This is a genomic window from Bordetella ansorpii, assembly GCF_900078705.1.
Classification (GTDB): domain Bacteria; phylum Pseudomonadota; class Gammaproteobacteria; order Burkholderiales; family Burkholderiaceae_B; genus Bordetella; species Bordetella ansorpii_A.
On the sequence record NZ_FKIF01000007.1, the window covers coordinates 1 to 20,777 of the forward strand.

Consider the following 20,777-nt stretch of genomic DNA (forward strand, 5'->3'; position numbering starts at 1 on the left):
AACAGCGTGGCCAGCATCGAGCGCTGCACGCGGGCGCGCAGGTCCAGGATGCCGCCGTCCTCGGTCGGGCCTTCCGCGCCCCAGTTGCGGCTGTAGTTCTCGCCGTGGCCGTCGCGGTTCTCTTCGCCGTTGGCTTCGTTGTGGCGCTGCTCGTAGGCGGTGATGTCGTGCAGCGTGTAGCCGTCGTGCGAGGCCACGAAGTTGATGCTGGCCCAGGGGCGGCGGTGGCGCTTGTCGAACAGGTCGGCGGAGGCGGTGAGCCGGCCGGCCAGTTCGCCGCGCATGCCTTCGTCGCCGCGCCAGAAGCGGCGCACGCCGTCGCGGTAGCGGTCGTTCCATTCCGCGAAGCCGGGCGGATGGCAGCCCAGTTGATAGCCGTCGGGGCCGATGTCCCAGGGTTCGGAGATCAGCTTCAGGCGCGACAGGGTGGGGTCCTGGAGAATGGCGTCGAAGAAGCCCGAGCCGGGATCGAATCCGGTGCCTTCACGGCCCAGCGTGGTGCCCAGGTCGAAGCGGAAGCCGTCCACCTGGTAGGACTGCGCCCAATAGCGCAGCGAGTCCATCACCATCTGCAGCACGCGCGGGTGCGACAGGTTGACGGTGTTGCCGCAGCCCGTGTCGTTGATGAAGTAACGCTCCTCTCCGGGGATCAGCCGGTAGTAGCTGGCGTTGTCCAGGCCGCGCCACGAGAGCGTCGGCCCCAGTTCGTTGCCCTCGCAGGTGTGGTTGTAGACCACGTCCAGGATGACTTCCAGGCCGGCCGCGTGCAGCCGGCGGACGGCGCGGCGCAGGTCGTCGCCGCCGCCCGGCGCATAGCGTGGTTCGGGCGCGAAGAAGTTCAGCGTGCTGTAGCCCCAATAGTTGCTGAGGTTGCGTTCGACCAGGAAGCGGTCCTGCAGGAACGCATGCGTGGGCATCAGTTCGACGGCCGTGACGCCGATGCGCTGCAGGTGTTCGATGAACCAGGGGTCGGACAGCGCCTCGGCGGTGCCGCGCAGCGGCGGCTCCAGGTCGTCGCGCTGCATCGAGGAGCCGCGCACGTGCATCTCGTAGATGACGGTGTTTTCCCAAGGCGTGCCCGGCTGCGACGTGCGGCCCCAGTTGAAGGCCTCGTCCACCACCACGGCCTTCGGCATGGCGGCGGCGCTGTCGCGGCGGTCCATGGCCAGGTCGGCGCGCGGGTGATTCATGCGGTAGCCGAACAGCGCATCGTTCCAGCGCAGCGTGCCCTTCATCTGGCGCGCGTACGGGTCCAGCAGCAGCTTGTGGGGATTGAAGCGATGGCCCGCGTCGGGCTCGTAGGGACCATAGGCGCGCAGGCCATACACCAGTCCCGGCCGCGCGCCGGGCAGATAGCCGTGCCAGACTTCGTCGGTGCATTCCGGAAAGTCCAGGCGCTGCAGTTCCTTGCGGCCCGAGGCGTCGAAGATGCAGAGCTGCATGCGCGTCGCGTTGGCCGAGAACACGGCGAAATTCACACCCAGGCCGTCGCTGCTGGCGCCCAGGGGATAGGGCCGGCCGGCCGTCAATCGTGAGGAGGAGGGCATTTGTTCTTATCCTTCGTGGCGCAGCAACAGGGTGGACATGGGGGGAAGGGTCAGGGACAGCGATTGCGCCTGGCCGTGGGCGGGGACGTCGCCGGTGCGAACCCGGCCGCCATTGCCCATGCCGCCGCCGCCGTAGGGCTCGGCATCGCTGTTGAAGCGCTCGGCCCAGACGCCAGCCTGCGGCACGCCCACGCGGTAGTCGTGGCGCGCCACCGGCGTGAAGTTGCTGACGGCCAGCAGGTGGCGGCGTCCGTCGGTGCGCACGAAGGCCAGCACGCTGTTGGCGTTGTCGTCGCCGACCATCCAGGCAAAGCCGTTGGGATCGGCATCGCGCTTGTGCAGTTCGGGCAGGTCGCGGTAGAGCAGGTTCAGGTCGGCCACGGCGCGCTGCAGGCCGCGATGGCCGGGGCGGTCCAGCAGGTGCCAGGCAACGAACCCGTCGTGGTTCCATTCGGTGTCCTGGCCCAGCTCTGCGCCCATGAACAGCAGCTTCTTGCCGGGATGCGCCCACATGAAGCCGTAGTAGGCGCGCAGGTTGGCCAGGCGCGCGGCGTCGTCGCCCGGCATCTTGCGCAGCAGCGAGCCCTTGCCGTGCACCACTTCATCGTGCGACAGGGGCAGGATGAAACGTTCGGAATAGGCGTAGATCAGCCCGAACGTCATGTCGTTGTGATGATGGCTGCGGTGGATGGGGTCGTGCGACATGAAGCGCAGGGTGTCGTGCATCCAGCCCATGTTCCACTTGTAGTCGAAGCCCAGTCCGCCCTCGGCCACGGGCGCGGTCACGCCGGGCCAGGCCGTGGATTCCTCGGCGATGGTCATGGCGCCGGGGCATTCGCGCGCCACGGCCAGGTTCAGGTCGCGCAGGAAGGCCACGGCCTCCAGGTTCTCGCGGCCACCGTACTGGTTGGGAACCCATTCGCCCGCCTTGCGGCTGTAGTCGCGATACAGCATCGAGGCCACGGCATCCACGCGCAGGCCGTCGATGTGGTAATGGCGCAGCCATTCCAGCGCGCTGGCCACCAGGAAAGCCTTCACCTCGTTGCGGCCATAGTTGTAGACCATGGTGTGCCAGTCGGGGTGGTAGCCCTCGCGCGGGTCGGCGTGCTCGTACAGCGCCGTGCCGTCGAACTGCACCAGGCCGTGCGCGTCGTTCGGAAAGTGGGCGGGCACCCAGTCCAGGATCACGCCCACGCCGGCCTCGTGGCAGCGGTCGACGAACATCGCGAACTCGGCCGGCGTGCCGTACCGCGCGCTCGGGGCGAACAGGCCCAGCGGCTGGTAGCCCCACGAGCCGCCGAAGGGATGCTCGGCCACCGGCAGCAGTTCCACGTGCGTGAACCCCATGGCGCGCGCATAGCCCGGCAGCTTGGCGGCCAGGCGCGTCCACAGGCTGCCCGGCCCCGGCTCGTCCACCCACGAACCGACGTGCAGCTCGTAGATCGACATCGGCGCATCGGGGGCCTGGCGGGCCGCGCGGCCGCGCATCCAGTCCTCGTCGGTCCAGTGGAAGGCGCGGGCGTCGGGCACGACCGACGCGGTGGCGGGCGATTCTTCCGTGGCGCGCGCCAGCGGATCGGCCTTCATGTGCTGGGCGCCGTCGGCGCCGGTGATGGCGTACTTGTAGCGCGCGCCGGCCGGCACGCCGGGGATGAAGATTTCCCAGACGCCTGCCTGGTGGCGGCGGCGCATGCCGTGCCGGCGCGCGTCCCAGCCGTTGAAATCCCCGACCACGGCCACGCGCCTCGCATTGGGCGCCCACACCGAGAACCGCACGCCGCTGATTTCCGCCAGGCACATCGGATGCGCGCCCAGCGAGTCGGACAGGTGCAGCCAGGAGCCGCCGGACAGCAACTGCAGGTCGCTGTCGGAGATGGACGGGCCGAAGGCGTAGGGATCGTGCGCGAGCTGCTCGTGGCCACCGTGCGTGATGAGCAACTGGTAGGCCCCCGGGTCGCCGGGATGCAGCGCGTCGATACGGGCGGCGTACAACCCCTCGGCCTGCTGCGCCAGTGCGATCGAGGTGCCATCGGGCAGCACGGCGCGTACGGCGCTGGCCTCGGGCGCCAGCACGCGCAGGATGCCCTGGCCGTCGACCCGATGGGGACCCAGCACGCCGAACGGGTTGTCATGGGTGCCTGCCTGCAGGGCTTGCACCTCGGACTGCGGCAGCCCGGGTGCTTGCCCATGCGGCGCTGGTCCGGCCGGCGCGGCCCCGCCGGAAGCATCGGACTGAGGGGCGGACGTGCAAATCATGTCGCCCCCTTGGCGCTGCGCGCCGTTTCCCCGAGGGGGATTTCGAACTTCGGGCGGCCGTGCGTTGGCATGCTGCCCCCTTGGCGCCATGCGCCGTCCCCCCGCGGGGGATATGTGAACTTCGGGCGGCCGTGCGTTGGCATGTTGCCCCCTTGGCGCCATGCGCCGTCCCCCCGTGGGGGATATGTGAACTTCGGGCGGCCGTGCGTTCTCATGGTTGACGTTCCTCGTCGATGGCGGCGTCCAACAGCGCCGAGCGGCACAGCTCGCCCAGCGCGCAAAGGGGTATGGAGATCCAGGTGGGGCGGTGCAGGACTTCGTAGCGGACCTCGTAGGCGGCCTTCTGGATCTGCGCCAGGCGCAGCAGGTCGCGTTCGATGCCCTCGGGCGCCTGTATCGAAGCCGCCGCCTCGCGGTAGCCGGCCAGGAAGGCCTGGCCCGCGCTCTGGCGGAAGCGCTCCAGCAAGGCCTCGCGGCGCTCGTGAGAGGCCGTGGCATGGCCGTCGGCATCCACCGCGCCGGCCGCGAAATCGGTGGGCGCGCCGCCCAGCGGATCCGCGCGCGACAGCGTGGCCGACGCGTAGTCGAACGAGCGCAGCATGCCGGCCACGTCGCGATACGGGCTGGCGCGGCCGTGCCGCTGGTCCGCCGTGGCGGCGGGCTCGCCCTCGAAGTCGATCAGATAGGCATCGGTCTGGGCGATCAGCACCTGGCCCAGGTGGAAGTCGCCGTGGATGCGCAAACGCGGCAGGCCGATCTCGGCCTCGGCCAGGCGCCGCAGCATGGCGGCGATGCGGTCGCGATGCTCGAACAGCCATTGCACGCAGGCGTGCGACGCGGGTTCCAGATCGTCCCGCACCTGTTTCAATGCCTTCAGCGCGCGGTCCAGTTCGGCCACCGCCTCGTCGCCCGCGTGGCGCGCCTGGGCCGCGCTGGCCTTGGCCGGCCGGAAGGCCTCGGGCGCCTCCTCGCGCGCCAGCACGGCGTGCAGCTCGCCCAGGCGGCGGCCGATGGTCGTGGCCATCGTCGCGTAGCCGTTCAGGCTCTGTTCGAATTCATCGGCGTCCGACCCGGACAGCGTGGCGTTGTCCAGCGCGCGTTTCAGGAAATCCAGGCTCCAGCCCCAGGCATCGCCCTGGTTGATGATGTACTGGTGCATCAGCGCGACGGTCTGCGCCGGGGCGCCCGCGCCCGTGCGGCGGATCTCGCCCAGCAGCGCGGGCGTGTTGGCATAGCCCGCCCGCGTCAGGTGGCGCGTCATCTCGGCCTCGGGCGTGTCGCCGTGCTGGACGGTGCGCAGCAGCTTGAAGACGGCCTGGCCGCCGACGACGACCGAGCTGTTCGACTGCTCCGCGGTCACCCAGCGCAGTTCGGCATCGCCGGGCAATTCCCACCCCGGTTCGGGCAGGAATTCCAGCGCACCGTCGGCGCCGTCCAGCAGCAGGGTTTCGCCCGCCGCCAGCAGGGACACCAGGCGGCGCACGAAGGCCGGCTCGTACATGGCGTCGCACAGCGTGCCCACCTGGGCCACGCGGCGCACCTTCGCCAGCGCCTGCTGCGGCGTCTGCTCGGCGGTCCAGTACACGGCCAGGGGCAGCAGGTAGCGCTTGCCGTTGTCGCGTTCGATCTCGGCCAGGTACAGGTCGGTGTCGGCCGCCAGCCACTGGGCGTGGGTCAGCCGCACCGGCTCGTCCGCCTTCTGCACGCCCGACCAGCGCTGGCGCGCCAGATAGGCCGGCAGAATCTCGGTTTCCAGCACGCGTCGCGACGGGTCGGTGAAGGCCAGGCCCTTGCCGCGCAGCACCAGCGTGGGGTACTCGGCCGGCGCCTGCTCGGGGGGCAGCGTCTGCCACGAGGGCGGGGCCACGTCCTGGCGCAGGTCCATCCAGTAGAAACCGTAGGGCGGCAGCGTCAGGCGGTAGGGTTGGTCCGTCACCTCCGGGAAGGGGGTGTTGCCCAGCATCTCCACCGGCGTGCGGCCGATGTAGTCGGGCAGCTTCAATTCCAGGGGCTGCGCGGTATTCGACAGATTCGCCACGCACAGGATGGACGTGTCCTCCCAGGTGCGCAGATAGGCCAGGATCTTGCGGTTGCCCGGATAGATGAAGTGCAGCGCGCCGCGGCCGAAGGCCTGTGTCTGGCGCCGCGTGGCCAGCATGCGGCGCGTCCAGTTCAAGAGCGAATGCGGATCGCGCTGCTGGGCCTCGACGTTGACGGACTCATAGCCGTACAGCGGTCCGCGCAGCGGCGGCAGCACCAGGCGCTCAGGGTCGGCGCGCGAGAATCCGCCGTTGCGGTCGGACGACCATTGCATCGGCGTGCGCACGCCGTCGCGGTCGCCCAGGTGGATGTTGTCGCCCATGCCCAGCTCGTCGCCGTAGTACAGCACGGGCGTGCCCGGCATCGACAGCAGCAGGCTGTTCATCAGCTCGACGCGGCGGCGGTCGCGTTCCAGCAGCGGCGCCAGCCGGCGGCGGATGCCCAGGTTGATGCGGGCGCGCCGGTCGGCGGCGTAGATGTTCCAGAGGTAATCGCGCTCTTCGCTGGTCACCATCTCCAGCGTCAGCTCGTCGTGATTGCGCAGGAAGATCGCCCACTGGCAATTGTTGGGGATGTCCGGCGTCTGGCGGATGATGTCGGTGATGGGAAAGCGGTCTTCCTGCGCGATGGCCATGTACATGCGCGGCATCAGCGGAAAGTGGAACGACATGTGGCACTCGTCGCCGTCGCCGAAGTACTCCTTGGCATCCTCCGGCCACTGGTTGGCCTCGGCCAGCAGCATGCGGCCGGGATACTCGGCCTGGATCACGGCGCGGATCTGCTTGAGCACCGCGTGCGTCTCGGGCAGGTTCTCGTTGTTGGTGCCTTCGCGCTCCACCAGATAGGGCACCGCGTCCAGCCGCAGCCCGTCCACGCCCATGTCCAGCCAGAAGCGCATCACCGACAGCACTTCCTTCAGCACCTGCGGATTGTCGTAGTTCAAGTCGGGTTGGTGCGAATAGAAACGGTGCCAGTAATAGGCGCCCGCGACGGGGTCCCAGGTCCAGTTCGACTTTTCCGTGTCCAGGAAGATGATGCGGGTGCCGGCGTAGGCCTTGTCGTCGTCCGACCACACATAGAACTTGCGCGCCGCCGAGCCCGGCTTGGCGGCGCGGGCGCGCTGGAACCACGGATGCTGGTCGGACGTATGGTTGACCACCAGCTCGGTGATCACGCGCAAGCCCCGCGCGTGCGCGGCGCGGATGAAGCGGCGCACATCGGCCATCGAGCCGTAGTCCTCGTGCACGCCGCGGTATTCGGCGATGTCATAGCCGTCGTCGCGGCGCGGCGACGGGTAAAAGGGCAGCAGCCAGACGGCGGTGACGCCCAGCTCGGCGATGTAATCCAGCTTTTCCAGCAGGCCCGCGAAGTCGCCCACGCCATTGTTGTCGGCGTCGAAGAACGACTTCACATGCAGCTGATAGATGATGGCGTCCTTGTACCAGAGGTCGCCGGCGCCATGCTGGGAGGCAGGCGCGGCGGCGGACGGCGCGGGCAGGGCGGGGGAGGTCTTGCGGTGGGTCATGCGGGCAGTCTCCCTGGTTCAGTCGGGCGCGGTCAGGCGCCATATGCGGTAAGGCCTGCCGGGATGCAGCGCGATATCCGACCGGCCGTCGTGCCAGACGGCGGCGCCGCCATCGAGCAGGTCTTCGGCCTGCACGGTGTCCCGGCCGCTGCGCACGGGCGCGTCGAACGGCACTTGCAGGCCCGTGTGCTGGACGTTGTAGGGATCCAGGTTGATGGCGGCCAGCAGCGTGCTGCCCCCGTCGGCGGTGGCCTTCATGAAGCTGAGGATGTGCGGATTGCCGTTGGGCACGGTGCGGTAGCCGCGCTGCGACCACAGCGCCGGATTGGCCTGGCGGATCGCGTTCAGCTGCGCGATCTCGGCCTTGATGTTGCCCGGCGCGTCCCAGTCGCGCTGGCGCAGCTCGTACTTTTCAGAGTCCAGATACTCTTCTTTGCCGGGCACCGGTTGCCATTCGCAAAGCTCGAAACCGCTGTACAGGCCCCACGACCCGGCCCCCAGCGCCGCCAGCGCCGCGCGCGCCAGGAAGGCCGAGCGCGCGCCGCATTGCAGGTAGTAGGGATTGATGTCGGGCGTGTTGACGAAGAAGTTGGCGCGGAAGAAGTCGGCCACGGGTTCGCCCGCCAGTTCTTCCAGATAGGCGGCGATCTCGTGCTTGTCGTTGCGCCAGGTGAAGTATGTGTACGACTGGGTGAAGCCTATCTTGGCCAGCCGGTACATCATCTTGGGCCGCGTGAAGGCTTCCGACAGGAAGATCACGTCGGGATGGCGCATGTGGATGTCCGCGATCATCCATTCCCAGAAGGGCAGGGGCTTGGTGTGCGGGTTGTCCACGCGGAAAATGCGCACGCCGTGTTCGGCCCAGAACAGCACCACGTCGCGCAGCGCGCGCCACAGCGGCAGCACGCGCGCGCGCTTGGCCGTGTTGCGGTAGAAGCTGACGTTGACGATGTCCTCGTACTTCTTCGGCGGATTCTCGGCGTAGCGGATGGTGCCGTCGGCGCGCCGCGTGAACCATTCGGGACGCTGCGCCAGCCAGGGATGGTCGGGCGAGCACTGGATGGCGAAGTCCAGCGCCAGTTCCATGCCGTGTTCGCGCGCGGCCTGCACCAGACGCAGGAAGTCGTCCAGCGTGCCCAGTTCGGGATGGATGGCGTCGTGGCCGCCGTCCGGCGAGCCGATGGCGTAGGGGCTGCCGGGATCGTTCTCGCCCGCCTGCAGGCTGTTGTTGGGGCCCTTGCGGTGCGCGCGGCCGATGGGGTGGATCGGGGGGAAATACAGCACGTCGAAGCCCATGGCGCGCACGTCGGGCAGGCGGGCCTGCACGTCGTCGAAGGTGCCGTGGCGGCCGGGCGTGGCGGATTGCGAACGCGGGAACAGTTCGTACCAACTGGAGAAGGCGGCCGCGCGGCGATCCACCCAGAGCGGGTAGGGGCTGGGGCTTTCATAGAGGAAAGGGCGCGGCGCCACGGCATCCATCGCACGAGCCAGTTCCAGGTCGAGCATGATCGCGACCAGGCTGTCCTGGACCGCATCGGACAGGGCAACCAGGGGTTCGTCCTTGCCGGCGCCGGCGCTTTCGCCGTCCGCCCTCGCTGCCCGAGCCGCCTCGGCCAGCGCCGCCAGCGCAGCGTCCACGCGATTGCGCGCCTCGTCGTGGTGCTGCCGGCCCGCCAGCAGCGCTTCGCGCAGCTTGATGGCGCCCTCGCGCAGTTCCAGCTCCAGCCGCAGACCCGCCGCATGCTTCTTGCGCAGCTCGGTGCGGTAGGTTTCCCATTCGTCCATCCAGGCCACGACGCGGAACTCGTGCGGCCCGTTGCGCCGGGGAAGCACCTCGGCCTGCCAGCGATCATTGTCCACGAAACGCATCGGCGCCACCTGCCACGCGGTCTCGTCGGTGGCGCGCCACTGGATCTCGGCGGCCAGTTGGTCGTGGCCGTCCACGAAAATGTCGGCCTGCACGCGGACCGTCTCGCCGACCACGCACTTGGGACTGAGCGCGCCGTGCTCGATGACGGGACTGACCGCTTCCACGGCGATGCGGGGGGTCTGGCGCGGATCGGGCCTGCCGGTGGCGGGGCGGGTATGGGCTTCGGAGGGCTGAGGCAGGCCGTCGGTGTTCTCCAGCCTGAATCCGCCTGGCGGCAGCAGCGCGGACCCGGGGTCCTGCAGGGTATGCAGCAACGCGCCGGGCAGCAGGCTGGCCGCGCCGCTCCAGCCGGCGCGGGCAGGGCCGGTGTCGTCGGGATTGATCAGCAGCGCGTGCGCGGCGCCTTCCTTGGCCGCGCCGTTGCGTACGCCATCGCGCAGCAGCACCGTGCAATAGCCGCGGTCGCCGACCGCCAGGCGCATCGTGCCGCGCAGCGGGGTCTCCGCCCGCCAGCGCACGGCCTGGCCGGCCACGTCCCACTGGGTATCGCCACGCGGCATGACCATGATGCCGTCGCCGCTGACCGCCGCCGCCCACATGGCACGCTCGAAGCGCCGCGGGTCGGCCTGCTCGAAGGGCGCCTCGGGCATGGCGATGACGGGTGCGACCGCGCGCAGGCGCAGGTCCTCCTGCGCCAGCCACGGCGCGCGCAGGTTCCACCAAGGCAGGGAGGAATACACCGCGTCGAACCCGGCCTGGCGCAGGTCCTGGACCTGCCAGGGATCCAGGCCCGGCGTCCAGGCGAAGAAGCGCGCATCGGAGAACTCCTGGCGCAGCGGCGCCAGCAACTGACGCCAGGCCTCGCCGCCCAGGTGATGCGGATCCAGGCAACGGAAGCCCTTCACGCCGCAACGTATCCAGCGCGACAGGCGGTCTTGCCACTGATGCAGGAACGCGGGCGCGGGCGGCCCGTCGCGCAACCGCAGCACTTCCCATTCGGCGGCCGGCTGCCGCGGATCGCGGTCGTGGTCATCGGCCTGGGTGCGGAACCACGCGGGATCCAGCGTGCCCGGCACGGCGTCCACGGCCACGCGATCGACCATCAGGTCCAGCGCCAGGTCCAGGCCGTGGCGCGCGGCGGCGTCCACCAGCTTGCGCAGCGCGGCTTCCATGGAGAGTCCGGCCTGCAAGGCGGGATCGCATTGATCGGCGTCCAGCGGCGCGAACGAGCGCCCGCCCTCGGGCAGGCGCCACAGCGGCGCGCACATCAGCATGTCGAAGCCTGCGGCCCGCGCGCGCGCACACACGGCATTCCAGGCGGTGTCGTCGTCCGGCGCGCCGATGTCGGCGGCATGGACATAACAGATACGCCACGCACCCGGCGCGGCATACGACGGGCGAACGGCAGGAGCGGGCTGCGCAGCGGTCATCTCGACAATCCCCGGTTACGCGGCGGCTTGCAACGGCGCGACGCCGAGGTCGGGCGCGTGCTGCGGCAGCGGCGCGGCGGGAGCGACCTGGCGCAGGCGAGCCGCGGGCACGCGCGACGTGGCGGGCCAGGCGGCCAGGCGCGCGTACAGGTCGGCATACTGCTGCACCGGTTGGCGCCAGCTGAAATCCGCCGTCATGCCGTTGGCCTGCATGCCACGCCACAGCGTGGACTGGCCATACAGTCGCACGGCGCGGCCGATGGCCTCGGCCATGGCCTGCGGCGTATCGCCATCGAACAGGATGCCGTTGGCCTGGTGCTCGCCGTCGCGCGGATCGCGGATGGTGTCGGCCATGCCGCCGACGCGCGAGCCGATGGGCAGGGTGCCATAGCGCATAGCGTACAGCGGGGTCAGCCCGAACGGTTCGAAACGGCTGCCGTGCAACAGGATGTCGGCGCCGGCATGCAGGCGGTGGGCGGTGTGCTCGTCGTATCCGATGCGCACGGCGCAACGCTCCGGATACTGCGCTTCGATCTCCTGCAACTGGCGCTCGATGGCCGGATCGCCCTGGCCCAGGATCACCACCTGCAGATCGGGATGCGCTTTCAGTACCCGCGGCAGCACTTCCACGACCACGTCGGCCATTTTCTGGTGCGTCAGGCGGCTGCCCATGGCCAGCAGCGGGCCGTCCACCTCGTCGGACAGGCCAAAGGCCAGGCGCAGCGCCGACTTGCAGCGGCGCTTGTTGCGAAGATTGTCCACGTCATAGCGGCAGCGGCCCAGCGCCGGATCCTCGGCAGGGTTCCACAGCACGTCGTCGATGCCATTGGGCACGGGAAGCAGTTCGGCGCTGCGGGCGCGCAGCAGGTCGTCCAGGCCGCAGCCGAATTCCGGCGTCAGGATCTCGCGGGCATAGGTGTGGCTGACCGTGGTGACGCGGTCGGCATAACGGATGCCGGCCTTCATGAAGCTCATCCTTCCCCAGAACTCCACGCCGTCCGGACCGCAATAGTCGGCCGGCACCCCCAGGTCGTGCGCCTGGTCCAGGTCGAACAGGCCCTGGAACGCCAGATTGTGGATGGTGAATACCGTCTTCACATAGCGCAGTCCGACGGCACGGACCAGCAGCGGCACCAGGCCGGCATGCCAATCATGGGCGTGCACGACGTCGGGCCGGCGGCGCCCGGGCAATCCCAGGCACAGCCGCACGGCGGCGTGCGCCAGCGCGGCGTAGCGCATGGCGTTGTCGGGGTGGTCGACGCCGTTTTCGTCCACATACAGGCCGGCGCGGTCATACAGCGCGTCGTTGCGCAGGGCGTGGACCGCCATGCCGGTGTCGCGGCAGTAGCCGCGGTGCAGCGTGGCTTCCCCGCCCGGCAGTCCGGACAGGCGTTCCGGCGGGTGCGTCTCGCGCAAATTGTCGAGTACGCCACGGTACGCGGGCAGCAGCAGTTCCACCGATGAGCCTGCGTCTCGGAGGGCGCAGGTCATGCCCGTCACCGCATCTCCCAGGCCACCGGATTTGGCGAGGGGAAAGGCTTCCGAGGCCACCATCAGCGTGTTGAGCGTCACCATCGTGTCTTCCTTGGAAAAAGGGCCTCGAAAAGGGCGAGGCGAAATAGGCCGGTAGCGCTGTAGAGCAAACAGCGTGCCTGCGGCCGCACAGGGGGACACGTCGGACGGGTGGCGACAGGAATTTGTCAGATCAACGATACGAAAACTTCTTGAATACGGAATGGTTGATACGTATGTGTCGTCAATCCAGGAATTTCATGCTTTTTTTACTTTTGCTGTTTTTTTGTACAGCCAGCGGCGCATCCCGCATTCTCTTGCCTGGCGGCAAGCACGTTCCCCAAAATGCGGCGGCGCGCCAATCGGCAGACGAGGGCGAGCCCTTGGCGATCGCGCGCAAACGGGTTTTTTGCGCGAAGAAGCAGAAAAACCCAAAAAAGTCCCGCGCCGCGGCGGCCGTGTGAAAAAGTTGCCCGCGCAGGGGCGTGTTGCACTGCGTTTGTAATTTTGACACTCGTGTCCAGTGCGGTTTCTTCCAGGCGAAACCCGAGGTCTGGCAAGGGGGGGCGCAGGGCGCGGTCCTTGCTCGCAGGCGCCGCCATTCCGGCCACGCTTCGCCGGCCATCGCGCCTCCCGTTTCTGGAGCGGCCCGCGCCAAGGTCGCCCACCTGCCGCACCCCGAGGACACGGCACGGGGGCAGCGTCTGGCGCGAAGCCATCATCATGGGTGTCAGTGGCGAGCCGCCCTGGTATGACGAAGCGTTCGGCAAGCGCGGCGGGGGAAGGCGCGGAACAGGAAGCCTTCAGGCGGCATCGCCGCCGTTTCTGACGGGATCGGGTCTGGCGTGGGAAACGCCCGCCTCATCTTCGTCGACGATCTCATCGGGCGCCACGTCGGCTGGCCTGCCACCGCGGCGCGGGTTCACGCTGTCCCGCTCGCCGGTGCCCTGGGCATCGGTGTCGCTGTCCATGCCCGGCGGCATGTCGCTGGCGGAGTCGGAAGAGTCGCTGGGGCCGACATTGGGTCGAACGGCCCTGTAGCGCGGCGAACTCAGGTCGGGGTCCGTGAAGGGATTCATGGCTGCTCCTTGGTGGGTCGCGGCCGGCCGCGGCCGGGTTCAGCGCAGTGAAGCAAGCCGCGTACCCGGCCCCGCCTCACGCAGGGGGGAAACCCCCCGCCGCCTGTCCCTGCCGCGGCGGGACCGCCGAGGCAGCCGCCCGAAAGCGGAAGGAGTGCGCCCGGGGGTCGCGGGGGCCTTGCGCGGCAAGGCAGCGGGCCTTCAGCCATTCCTTCCGCCCACCCGGGCTCCCACCACCATCTCGGTGATCCATCCGCTGAGGATCGACGTGTAGGCCTGCTGCGAGACTTTCTCGGTCAGGGCGTGGTCCGCGCCGTCCAGCCGCCGATGGGTCAGCGAGTGCGCCGCCATGAAAGCATTGCGGTAGCTCATGATGGTGGCATGCGGAATGAAATCGTCGTGTTCGGCCTCCACCAGAAGCACGTCCCCGCCGAACGCCTCGCACGCGCTCAGGGCCCGGTTGTCGGAGGGCAGCACGGGACCTTGCCGGTAATTGCGCAGGATGCCGCGATCGAAGCCCGCCTTGGGCATGGCCCAGGTATCGTCGCGATACAGCGCCGGCACGTGCAGGGCCAGCCACCGCACGTGCCGCAATCCGGTCAGGATGGCGGCCAGGTACCCCCCGTAGCTGCTGCCGACCACCGCGATGGCGGACGTGTCCACTTCGGGATGCGATACCAGCGTGTCGTAGGCTTCCAGCACGTCGCGCAGATTGTCTTCGGGCGTGACCTGCTGTTGCTGGGCCTCGGTCGCGGCGTGACCGCGCAGGTCGAAGGTCAGGCAGACGCAGCCCAGGCCCGCGATGCCGCGTGCGCGCTTCAGATCGAAGCGCTGGTCGCCGCCCCAGCCGTGCACGAACAGGATGCCGGGCATCTTGGCCGCCGGCGCCAGCAGGGTGCCCGCCAACTCCTGCCCATTGACCGCGATGCGGATTTCCTCACTCTGCGCCGCCATACGCCGTAACCCTTCCTGATTTGGAAATGAAGCCCACCGCGCTGTCTTCCGCGTGGAACACCAGCGCATCGTCCGCCGGGCGGGCGTGGCCGGAACCATAGCGTTCACGGGTCCGCGCCGTCACGCTGCGCAGCGCGGGGTCGGCCTTGAAGGCCTCCAGCGCGGCGATTTCGGCGAGGCTCGCGCCGCCCGCGCGCCACGACTGCTCCAGTACGCCCATGCGGCGCGCGCCCGTGGCGTCGGCGCCCAGCGCGACGTCGTAGTTGCGGCGCGAAGCCAGAATAGCCGGATAGTGGCGCTGGACGCACGTGTCGTAGTGGCGCGCCAACTGCACGGCCTGGCGTTCGTCGTCCGACAGGCCGCTGTCGAGCAATGCCTCGTAGCCGCCCCGCACCACCCGCAGGGTCGAGCCGCCATACACCTCGGCGCCGCTGTTGTCCCGCGTCACTTCCTGTGTGCCCACATAGACGGCCTGCCACCCGGGAACGCGGACACTGCCCACGCTGAAAGTCTGGACGTCGCCGGCCAGGTTGGTCTCGATCACCAGGCCGTGCGCGCGCACGTCGGCCGGATCGTAGCCCGCCAGCGCGGCCTGCAGCTGTCCGGCGTCGCGCACGACCGTCTGGCCTCGGCCGGCGTTGGCTTGCGGCAGTTTCAGCCGGATGGGGCCATCGCGCAGCAAGGCCAGGGCCGCGGCCGAGGCGTCCGCCAGCGAAAAGGCGGTGTAGCCGGGCAGCACCGCTTCGCCCAGCTCCTCGCCGAGGCCGGCGGCCCAGCCCGGCGGCTGCGCGTCGTGCGCGCGGTGCAGCGGGTGCGAGATGGCCTTGGTCGCGACGTAGGCGTAGGGCACGACTCCGCCATACAGATGATCTTCGCTGGCGATGCCCAGGGCGTCGGCCTGCGCCTGGCCGATCAGCGTATGCGCGGGCACGTAATACACGCGCCGTCCGCTCAGCGTGACGGCATCGTATTCGTCGTAGGCCGCATCCAGCAATCCGGCAAGACGCCTGGCCAGCACGGTATGGCTGGCGATCTCGTGCTCGGATGCCGACGAGCGGCGCGGATGCGCCACGGCGATGCCCGCCGCCTGCCCACGCTCCGGTTCGGGCAAGGGGCTCATGTCGAGGACTCCCGGTTTCGCTGCACCGCGCGCACACCCTGGCGCGCCTCCAGGATCAGGTAGGACGCGCCCGCGATGCACAGCGGCAGCAGGGCATAGAGCGCGCGATACACCAGCGCGGCGCCCAGCACCTGGGACGCCGGCAGTTGTCCCGCCAGGGCGCCCACGAAGATGGCCTCGGTCGTGCCCAGGCCGCCGGGAATCCGCACGATGACCGCCGCCATGCTGGTGCACAGCAGCACGCCCAGCACCGTGGGGTAGGGCACCTTGGCCTGCAGCAGCGTATACATGATGGCGCCCATCGTCGCCCAGGACAGGATCGCCAGGCCGCACTGGATCAGCGCGGTGCGGCCGCTCGGTATCACGATGCGGTGGCCGCGAACCGTCCAGTGCCGCCGCTTCATCCGCCAGCACGCGATGATGTAGGCCAGCCCGCCGGCCATCAGCACCACGCCGGCCGCGCGCAGGGCCGTGCCGCCGACGTTCCACGAAGACGGGATCGGCGTGACCCCGCTTGCGAACACCGCGCCCGCGATCAGCCCGTAGCCAATCCAGTTGGTGGTGACGCTGAATCCGGCGATGCGCAGGATGGTCGAGCGCCGCAGCCCCAGCAGGCTGGCGTACAGGCGCAGGCGCACCGCCAGGCCGCCGATCAGCACGCCCACGTTCAGGTTCAGTGCGTAGCTGATGGCCGCAATGCCCAGCACGCGGCCGGCGGGCATTTTCCTGTCGACATAGCGCCGCGCCAGCAAGTCGAAGCTGCCGTAGGCCACATACCCGACCACCACCAGTCCCGCCGCAAGCAGCAGCGTGGTGGACGGAATCGAATGAATGGCCTTGAGCACGGCTCGCCAGTCGACATTGCGCGCCAGGTTGAAGATCACCACCAGGGCGAACGCGGCCACCACCCAGATGAAGATATTGAACCAACGGGTCCAGCGGCCTTTCTTGCGCTGGCCGCCGGACTGACCGCCTCGTTGGGCGGTAAGCCTGTCCTGGGCGCCGCCATCGCGGCGCGCCGTCGCGGCGCTCATCGCCGGGGCGCCATTGGCAGGGTTGGCCGATGTGATGGTATTCATGTTGTTTGACCTCTGCCGCTCAGGGCGTCGAGCCGTTTTCCTGGGGCAGCGCGGCCAGGGTTTCCGCGTCCACGGACTGCAGGCGGGGCTTGTGGGCGGGCAACGAGCCCGCCCAGGCCGGAAACCGGCGCAGGAAGTGGAACACCACCACGCCGACCCACACTTTGCGCAGGCTGCGGGCCGACCGCGATGCCCGCGGCGCCAATTGGCAATGCTCCCGCAGCAGCGTGTCCAGCCTGGCCCTCAATGCCTGGTTCAAACCGGCGTCGTAGGCCACGACGTTGGCTTCGAGATTCAGCGCCAGGCTGAACGGGTCGAGGTTGCTGGACCCCACCGTCACCCACCTGTCGTCGATGCAGGCCACCTTGCCGTGCAGCGGACGGGTGCAATACTCATGGATCTCCACGCCCGCCTCGGACAGGTAGTCGTACAGCATGCGGGCGGCCACCTTCGCCGCCGGCATGTCCGGCTCGCCCTGCATGATCAACCGTACGCGCACCCCGCGCCGGGCGGCGTTCGCCAGCTCGCGCAGCAACCGGTAGCCGGGAAAGAAATAGGCGTTGGCAAGCAGGATGTCGCGCTTGGCCAGCCGGATCGCCGCACGGTAATGGCGCTCGATGTCGTCCCGGTGCCTGTCGTTGTCTCGTACGACCAGGCACGCCGCGGCCCGCTGGCCGCCGTCCCGCGGCGCCAGCGCGGCCCGCCCGCGGCCGGGCGCGCGCCGCGCCGGGGTGGCGAGCGCCTCGCGGGCATAACGGGCGATGTCGGCGGCCAGCGTGCCGCGCACGGCCACGGCATAATCCTGCTTGGCCTCCGGTCCGGAGGCCAGCAGGTGATCGGCGCCGAAGTTGATGCCGCCCACGAAGGCCAGCGTATCGTCGATGGCCACGATCTTGCGGTGCATCCGCCGGAACACATTGGTGCGCACGCCCAGGCGGCGCGGCTGCGGATCGAAGAAATGGAACCGTACCCCGGCCTCGACCAGGCCTTCCAGGAAATCGGCCGTCAGCGCCTCGCTGCCGTAGCCGTCCACCGTCACGTCCACGGACACGCCGCGCCCGGCGGCCGCGATCAGGGCCTCGCGCAGCGCGCGGCCCACCTCGTCGTCGAACAGGATGAAGGTCTCGACCAGCACTTCCTTGCGCGCGCGGCCGATCTCTTCCAGCACGCGCGGAAAGTACTCCTCGCCGTTCTCCAGCAATTCGAATTCCGTATCGTTGCGCCATTGGGGATTCATGCCGATACCTCCGCGGCAATGGGCACATGGTCGGACAGCTTCGACCAGGGTTGGCCCGACAGCGGCACCGGCTTGCAGTGCCTGACGTTCTTCACATAGATGCGATCCAGCCGCAGGACCGGCCAGCGGGCCGGGAAGGTCCGCGCCGGGCGCGGCCGCACGCCGTGGTGGATCTCGCGGACGCCGCAACCGTGCAGCACCCGGTCGGCCCGCAGCCGCCAGTCATTGAAATCCCCGGCGATCACCACGGGTTCGCCAGCGGGCAGGGTGGCGACGAAATCGCGCAGGCGGCGCAACTGCTCCTGGCGGTGCGTCTCCAGCAGCCCCAGGTGCACGCAAAGCAGGTGCACGTCGGTGTCATGCGGCCGGATCACGCAATGCAGCAGGCCGCGGGCCTCGTGCTTGCCGACGCTGATGTCGTGATTGTCGAAAGAAACGATGGGGAACTTGGACAACACGGCGTTGCCGTGGTGTCCGTCCGGATAGACGGCGTTGCGTCCGTAGGCGTGCGCCGTCCAGATCGTGTCAGCCAGGAATTCATAATGCGAGGTCTTGGGCCAGTCGGCCAGCCGCAGGGCATGCTGCTGGTGCTCGCCCGTGACTTCCTGGAGGAACACGATGTCGGCGCCGACCTGCCGGATGGCGTCGCGCAGCTCCGGCAGCATGAAACGGCGGTTGAAGAAGGTGAAACCCTTGTGGATATTGACGCTGAGCACCCGCAATTGCTGCGAGGGCCCGGCGTGGGATTTCTGCGGGGTATGTTGTTCTGGCATGCGCGCTCCGCGACCTGACTGGCCGACGACTCAGCAAGCCGCGTGCCCGCAATGCCGCGTCGCAGGGCGGGCAGCGCCTAAGCCCTTGAAATTGCTGCGCCGCGCAAGCTCGAGGGCGGCGTCGTGCCGCGCCCGCGCCGGGCGGACCGCTGCCTGTCGGCACGGCCCGCGGGCAAGCGAGGCGAATTTATTACCGCCGGCGGCGGTCAGGCGGGCCCCGGCGTCACGCCGCCGGCCGGCCCCGGCCCGAGGCGGCCTCGGCGTTGCGTTCCAGGGTGCTCAGGGCGTCGTTCAGCATCGCCACCTGTTCCGCGGACAGCCCCTCCAGCATTTCGCGGAAGAAGGCCGCGCGGCGCGGCAGGGCTTCCTCGACCACGTCGCGGCCCGCCTGGGTCAGCGAGGCATTGGTCAGACGGTTGTCGCCGGCGTCCACCGCGCGCTCGATCCAGCCCAGCTTCTGCATGGCCTGCAACTGCCGCGTCAGCGACGCGGGATCCAGCCGGCAACGTTCGGCCAGCACTTTCTGCGAGCTGCTGCCCAGTTCGTACAGGCTATACAGGATGCGCCAGCGCGGGAGCGGGTGCCCGACCCGGCTGCTGAACGTGCTCTGCATGGCGCGGTAGGTCTGGCCCACGTGCTGGACCACCAGCAGACCCTGTTGTGGTGTCGGCAATGCTTATTCTCCGGCGCTTTTCGGGCTCTGGGAACGGCCCGGAAGCGCCAAATGTACCCTGGGCGCGCGATACACGCACCAGAGGGCGGCCAGCGCCACCACCAGGGCGATCACCTGGCCCCCATGAATCGCCGTCACCAGCGCCTGGCGGGCGGTGTCCAGCATGGCCGTGCCGTCCACGCCCTGGCCGGCCCATTGCGTCAGCAAGCGGCCCTGCGTTTCGGCGTCGACCAGCACGCGCGGATCGGACAACTGTTCCAGGCTGGCGGCGTCCACCCTGCCGCCCAGCGTGGCCGCGGTACGGCTGGCATACAGATGGCTGACCACCGTGCCGACCACCGCCGTGCCGACCATGCCGCCGATCATGCGCAGCGATTGCAGCAGCGCCGTGGCGATGCCCAGATGGGCCCGGCCTGCCGCGTGCTGCGTGAAAATGGTCAGGGTCGGCATGACGAAGCCCATGCCCAGCCCGCCCAGCATCATGTAGAGGGCCAGCAGCCAGTGCGCCGTGGCGCGGTCGCTGGCCAGCACGCCCATGCACGACGCCGCAAGCAGCGCGAAGCCCGCGTACAGGATGTGGTTGGGATTGGCCAGGCGGGGGATCACGCGGCCGCCGGCGATGCTGCCCACCGTGATGAAGGCCGCCAGCGGCGTCACCAGCAGGCCCGCCTGCTGAGGCGACAACCCGAAGCCGCCCTGCATCAGCAGCGGCGCGTAGAACAGCAGGGTGAACATGGTGGTGCCCACCAGCAGCGCCATCATGAACAGCATGGCCAGGTTGCGGTCGCGCAGCATGCCGACGGGAACGATCGGATGATCGCAACGCTTCTCCCAGGCGTACAGTGCGAAGAATGCCGCTGCGCTGCCCACCGCCAGCAGGGTGACGGCGCCGCCCGCGTCATCCTGGGGCAGCAGTTCCACCAGCAGTTGCAGCGAGCCCAGGGCCGCCGTGATCAGCAGGGCGCCCGGCCAGTCGAGCCGGATCCTGCCGCCGCTGTGCTGGCGCAGGTGCGGCATGTGACGCAGCACGAACCACGCGCCCAACAGGCCGATGGGCAGGTTCACATAGAACACCGAACGCCAGCCGTACTGCTCGGTCAGGATGCCGCCCAGCGAGGGGCCGACGGCGTTGGCGATGCCGAAGGCCGAGGCCACCATCACCTGCCAGCGCAGCCGCACCCGGGTATCGGGAAACAGATCGGGGATACAGGCGAAGGCCGTGCCCACCAACATGCCGCCGCCCACGCCCTGCAGTGCCCGGGCCGCGACCAGTTGCGGCATGCTCTGGGCCGCGCCGCACAGCACGGAGGCCACGGTGAACAAGATGATGGCCGCCACCACGAAGGGTTTGCGGCCGTAGTAGTCGCCCAGCCGGCCGAAGATCGGCACGGTGATCACCGAGGTCAGCAGGTAGGACGTTGCCACCCAGGCATACAGGTTGAAACCATGCAGTTCCGACACGATCGTCGGCAGCGCCGTGCCCACCACCGTCTGATCCACCGCCACCAGCATGATCACGAAGCACATGCCCAGCATGGCCATCAGCGACTGGCGGAACGGCAATAGCTGGCCCGCCGAATGCGGGGCATCTAGGGTGATGGTTGGCGGCATTTGTGACAAATCAATAATTGACCGATCAACAATTATAGCGTTTTCCCGGATAGGGCTATTACCCGCTCGCG

At 69.1% G+C, this 20,777-nt stretch carries 14 protein-coding genes; 1 reads left to right on the forward strand and 13 read right to left on the reverse strand.

Going from position 1 to position 20,777, the window contains the following annotated elements; genetic code table 11:
• The 5 genes from glgX to glgA all read right to left on the reverse strand — a co-directional run.
• Positions 1-1,547: glycogen debranching protein GlgX (gene glgX, locus A6745_RS15695; protein WP_066131263.1), on the reverse strand; the 1,547-nt coding region annotated here is incomplete at its 3' end.
• Positions 1,548-1,553: 6 nt separating this feature from the next.
• Positions 1,554-3,803 (reverse strand): 1,4-alpha-glucan branching protein GlgB, encoded by a 2,250-nt coding sequence (gene glgB / locus A6745_RS15700; RefSeq protein ID WP_082853101.1) that lies wholly within the window; start codon positions 3,801-3,803, stop codon positions 1,554-1,556.
• A 211-nt stretch (positions 3,804-4,014) separates the two neighbouring features.
• Positions 4,015-7,368, reverse strand: a complete 3,354-nt coding sequence (gene treS, locus A6745_RS15705) for a maltose alpha-D-glucosyltransferase (RefSeq protein WP_082853102.1) — start codon at positions 7,366-7,368, stop codon at positions 4,015-4,017.
• A gap of 18 nt (positions 7,369-7,386) precedes the next feature.
• Positions 7,387-10,668 (reverse strand): alpha-1,4-glucan--maltose-1-phosphate maltosyltransferase, encoded by a 3,282-nt coding sequence (locus A6745_RS15710; RefSeq protein WP_066128961.1) that lies wholly within the window; start codon positions 10,666-10,668, stop codon positions 7,387-7,389.
• Between the two features lie 15 nt (positions 10,669-10,683).
• Positions 10,684-12,243 (reverse strand): glycogen synthase GlgA, encoded by a 1,560-nt coding sequence (gene glgA, locus A6745_RS15715; RefSeq protein ID WP_066128964.1) that lies wholly within the window; start codon positions 12,241-12,243, stop codon positions 10,684-10,686.
• Between the two features lie 197 nt (positions 12,244-12,440).
• On the opposite strand from glgA, the gene A6745_RS28730 reads away from it, so the two are divergent.
• A complete protein-coding gene (locus A6745_RS28730) occupies positions 12,441-12,644 on the forward strand; it encodes a hypothetical protein (protein WP_197488171.1) in 204 nt (67 codons plus the stop codon).
• A gap of 339 nt (positions 12,645-12,983) precedes the next feature.
• Here A6745_RS28730 and A6745_RS15720 read toward each other — a convergent pair whose 3' ends face one another.
• The 8 genes from A6745_RS15720 to A6745_RS15755 all read right to left on the reverse strand — a co-directional run bounded on the left by A6745_RS15720 (position 12,984) and on the right by A6745_RS15755 (position 20,706).
• Positions 12,984-13,259: a hypothetical protein gene (locus A6745_RS15720; RefSeq protein WP_066128969.1), complete on the reverse strand. Its 276-nt coding sequence runs from the start codon at positions 13,257-13,259 to the stop codon at positions 12,984-12,986.
• A 201-nt stretch (positions 13,260-13,460) separates the two neighbouring features.
• Positions 13,461-14,213, reverse strand: coding sequence for an alpha/beta hydrolase family protein (locus A6745_RS15725; protein WP_066128974.1), 753 nt, complete (start codon positions 14,211-14,213; stop codon positions 13,461-13,463).
• Entirely contained in the window at positions 14,197-15,333 is a 1,137-nt protein-coding gene (locus tag A6745_RS15730) for a DUF3182 family protein (RefSeq protein WP_066128977.1), read from the reverse strand. The genes A6745_RS15725 and A6745_RS15730 overlap by 17 nt, the downstream gene beginning before the upstream one ends.
• Positions 15,330-16,412, reverse strand: coding sequence for a lysylphosphatidylglycerol synthase domain-containing protein (locus A6745_RS15735; protein WP_156513422.1), 1,083 nt, complete (start codon positions 16,410-16,412; stop codon positions 15,330-15,332). Before A6745_RS15735 ends, A6745_RS15730 begins: the two co-directional genes overlap by 4 nt.
• Before the next feature lie 19 nt (positions 16,413-16,431).
• The gene (gene clsB / locus A6745_RS15740) at positions 16,432-17,649 is read right to left on the reverse strand and encodes a cardiolipin synthase ClsB (protein WP_066128982.1); all 1,218 of its coding nucleotides are present in this window, start codon (positions 17,647-17,649) and stop codon (positions 16,432-16,434) included.
• Positions 17,646-18,422: an endonuclease/exonuclease/phosphatase family protein gene (locus A6745_RS15745; RefSeq protein ID WP_066128990.1), complete on the reverse strand. Its 777-nt coding sequence runs from the start codon at positions 18,420-18,422 to the stop codon at positions 17,646-17,648. The genes clsB and A6745_RS15745 overlap by 4 nt, the downstream gene beginning before the upstream one ends.
• A 223-nt stretch (positions 18,423-18,645) precedes the next feature.
• The gene (locus A6745_RS15750; RefSeq protein ID WP_156513423.1) at positions 18,646-19,095 is read right to left on the reverse strand and encodes a MarR family winged helix-turn-helix transcriptional regulator; all 450 of its coding nucleotides are present in this window, start codon (positions 19,093-19,095) and stop codon (positions 18,646-18,648) included.
• A 3-nt stretch (positions 19,096-19,098) separates the two neighbouring features.
• Entirely contained in the window at positions 19,099-20,706 is a 1,608-nt protein-coding gene (locus A6745_RS15755; RefSeq protein WP_066128996.1) for an MDR family MFS transporter, read from the reverse strand.
• Between the last annotated feature and the right edge of the window lie 71 nt (positions 20,707-20,777).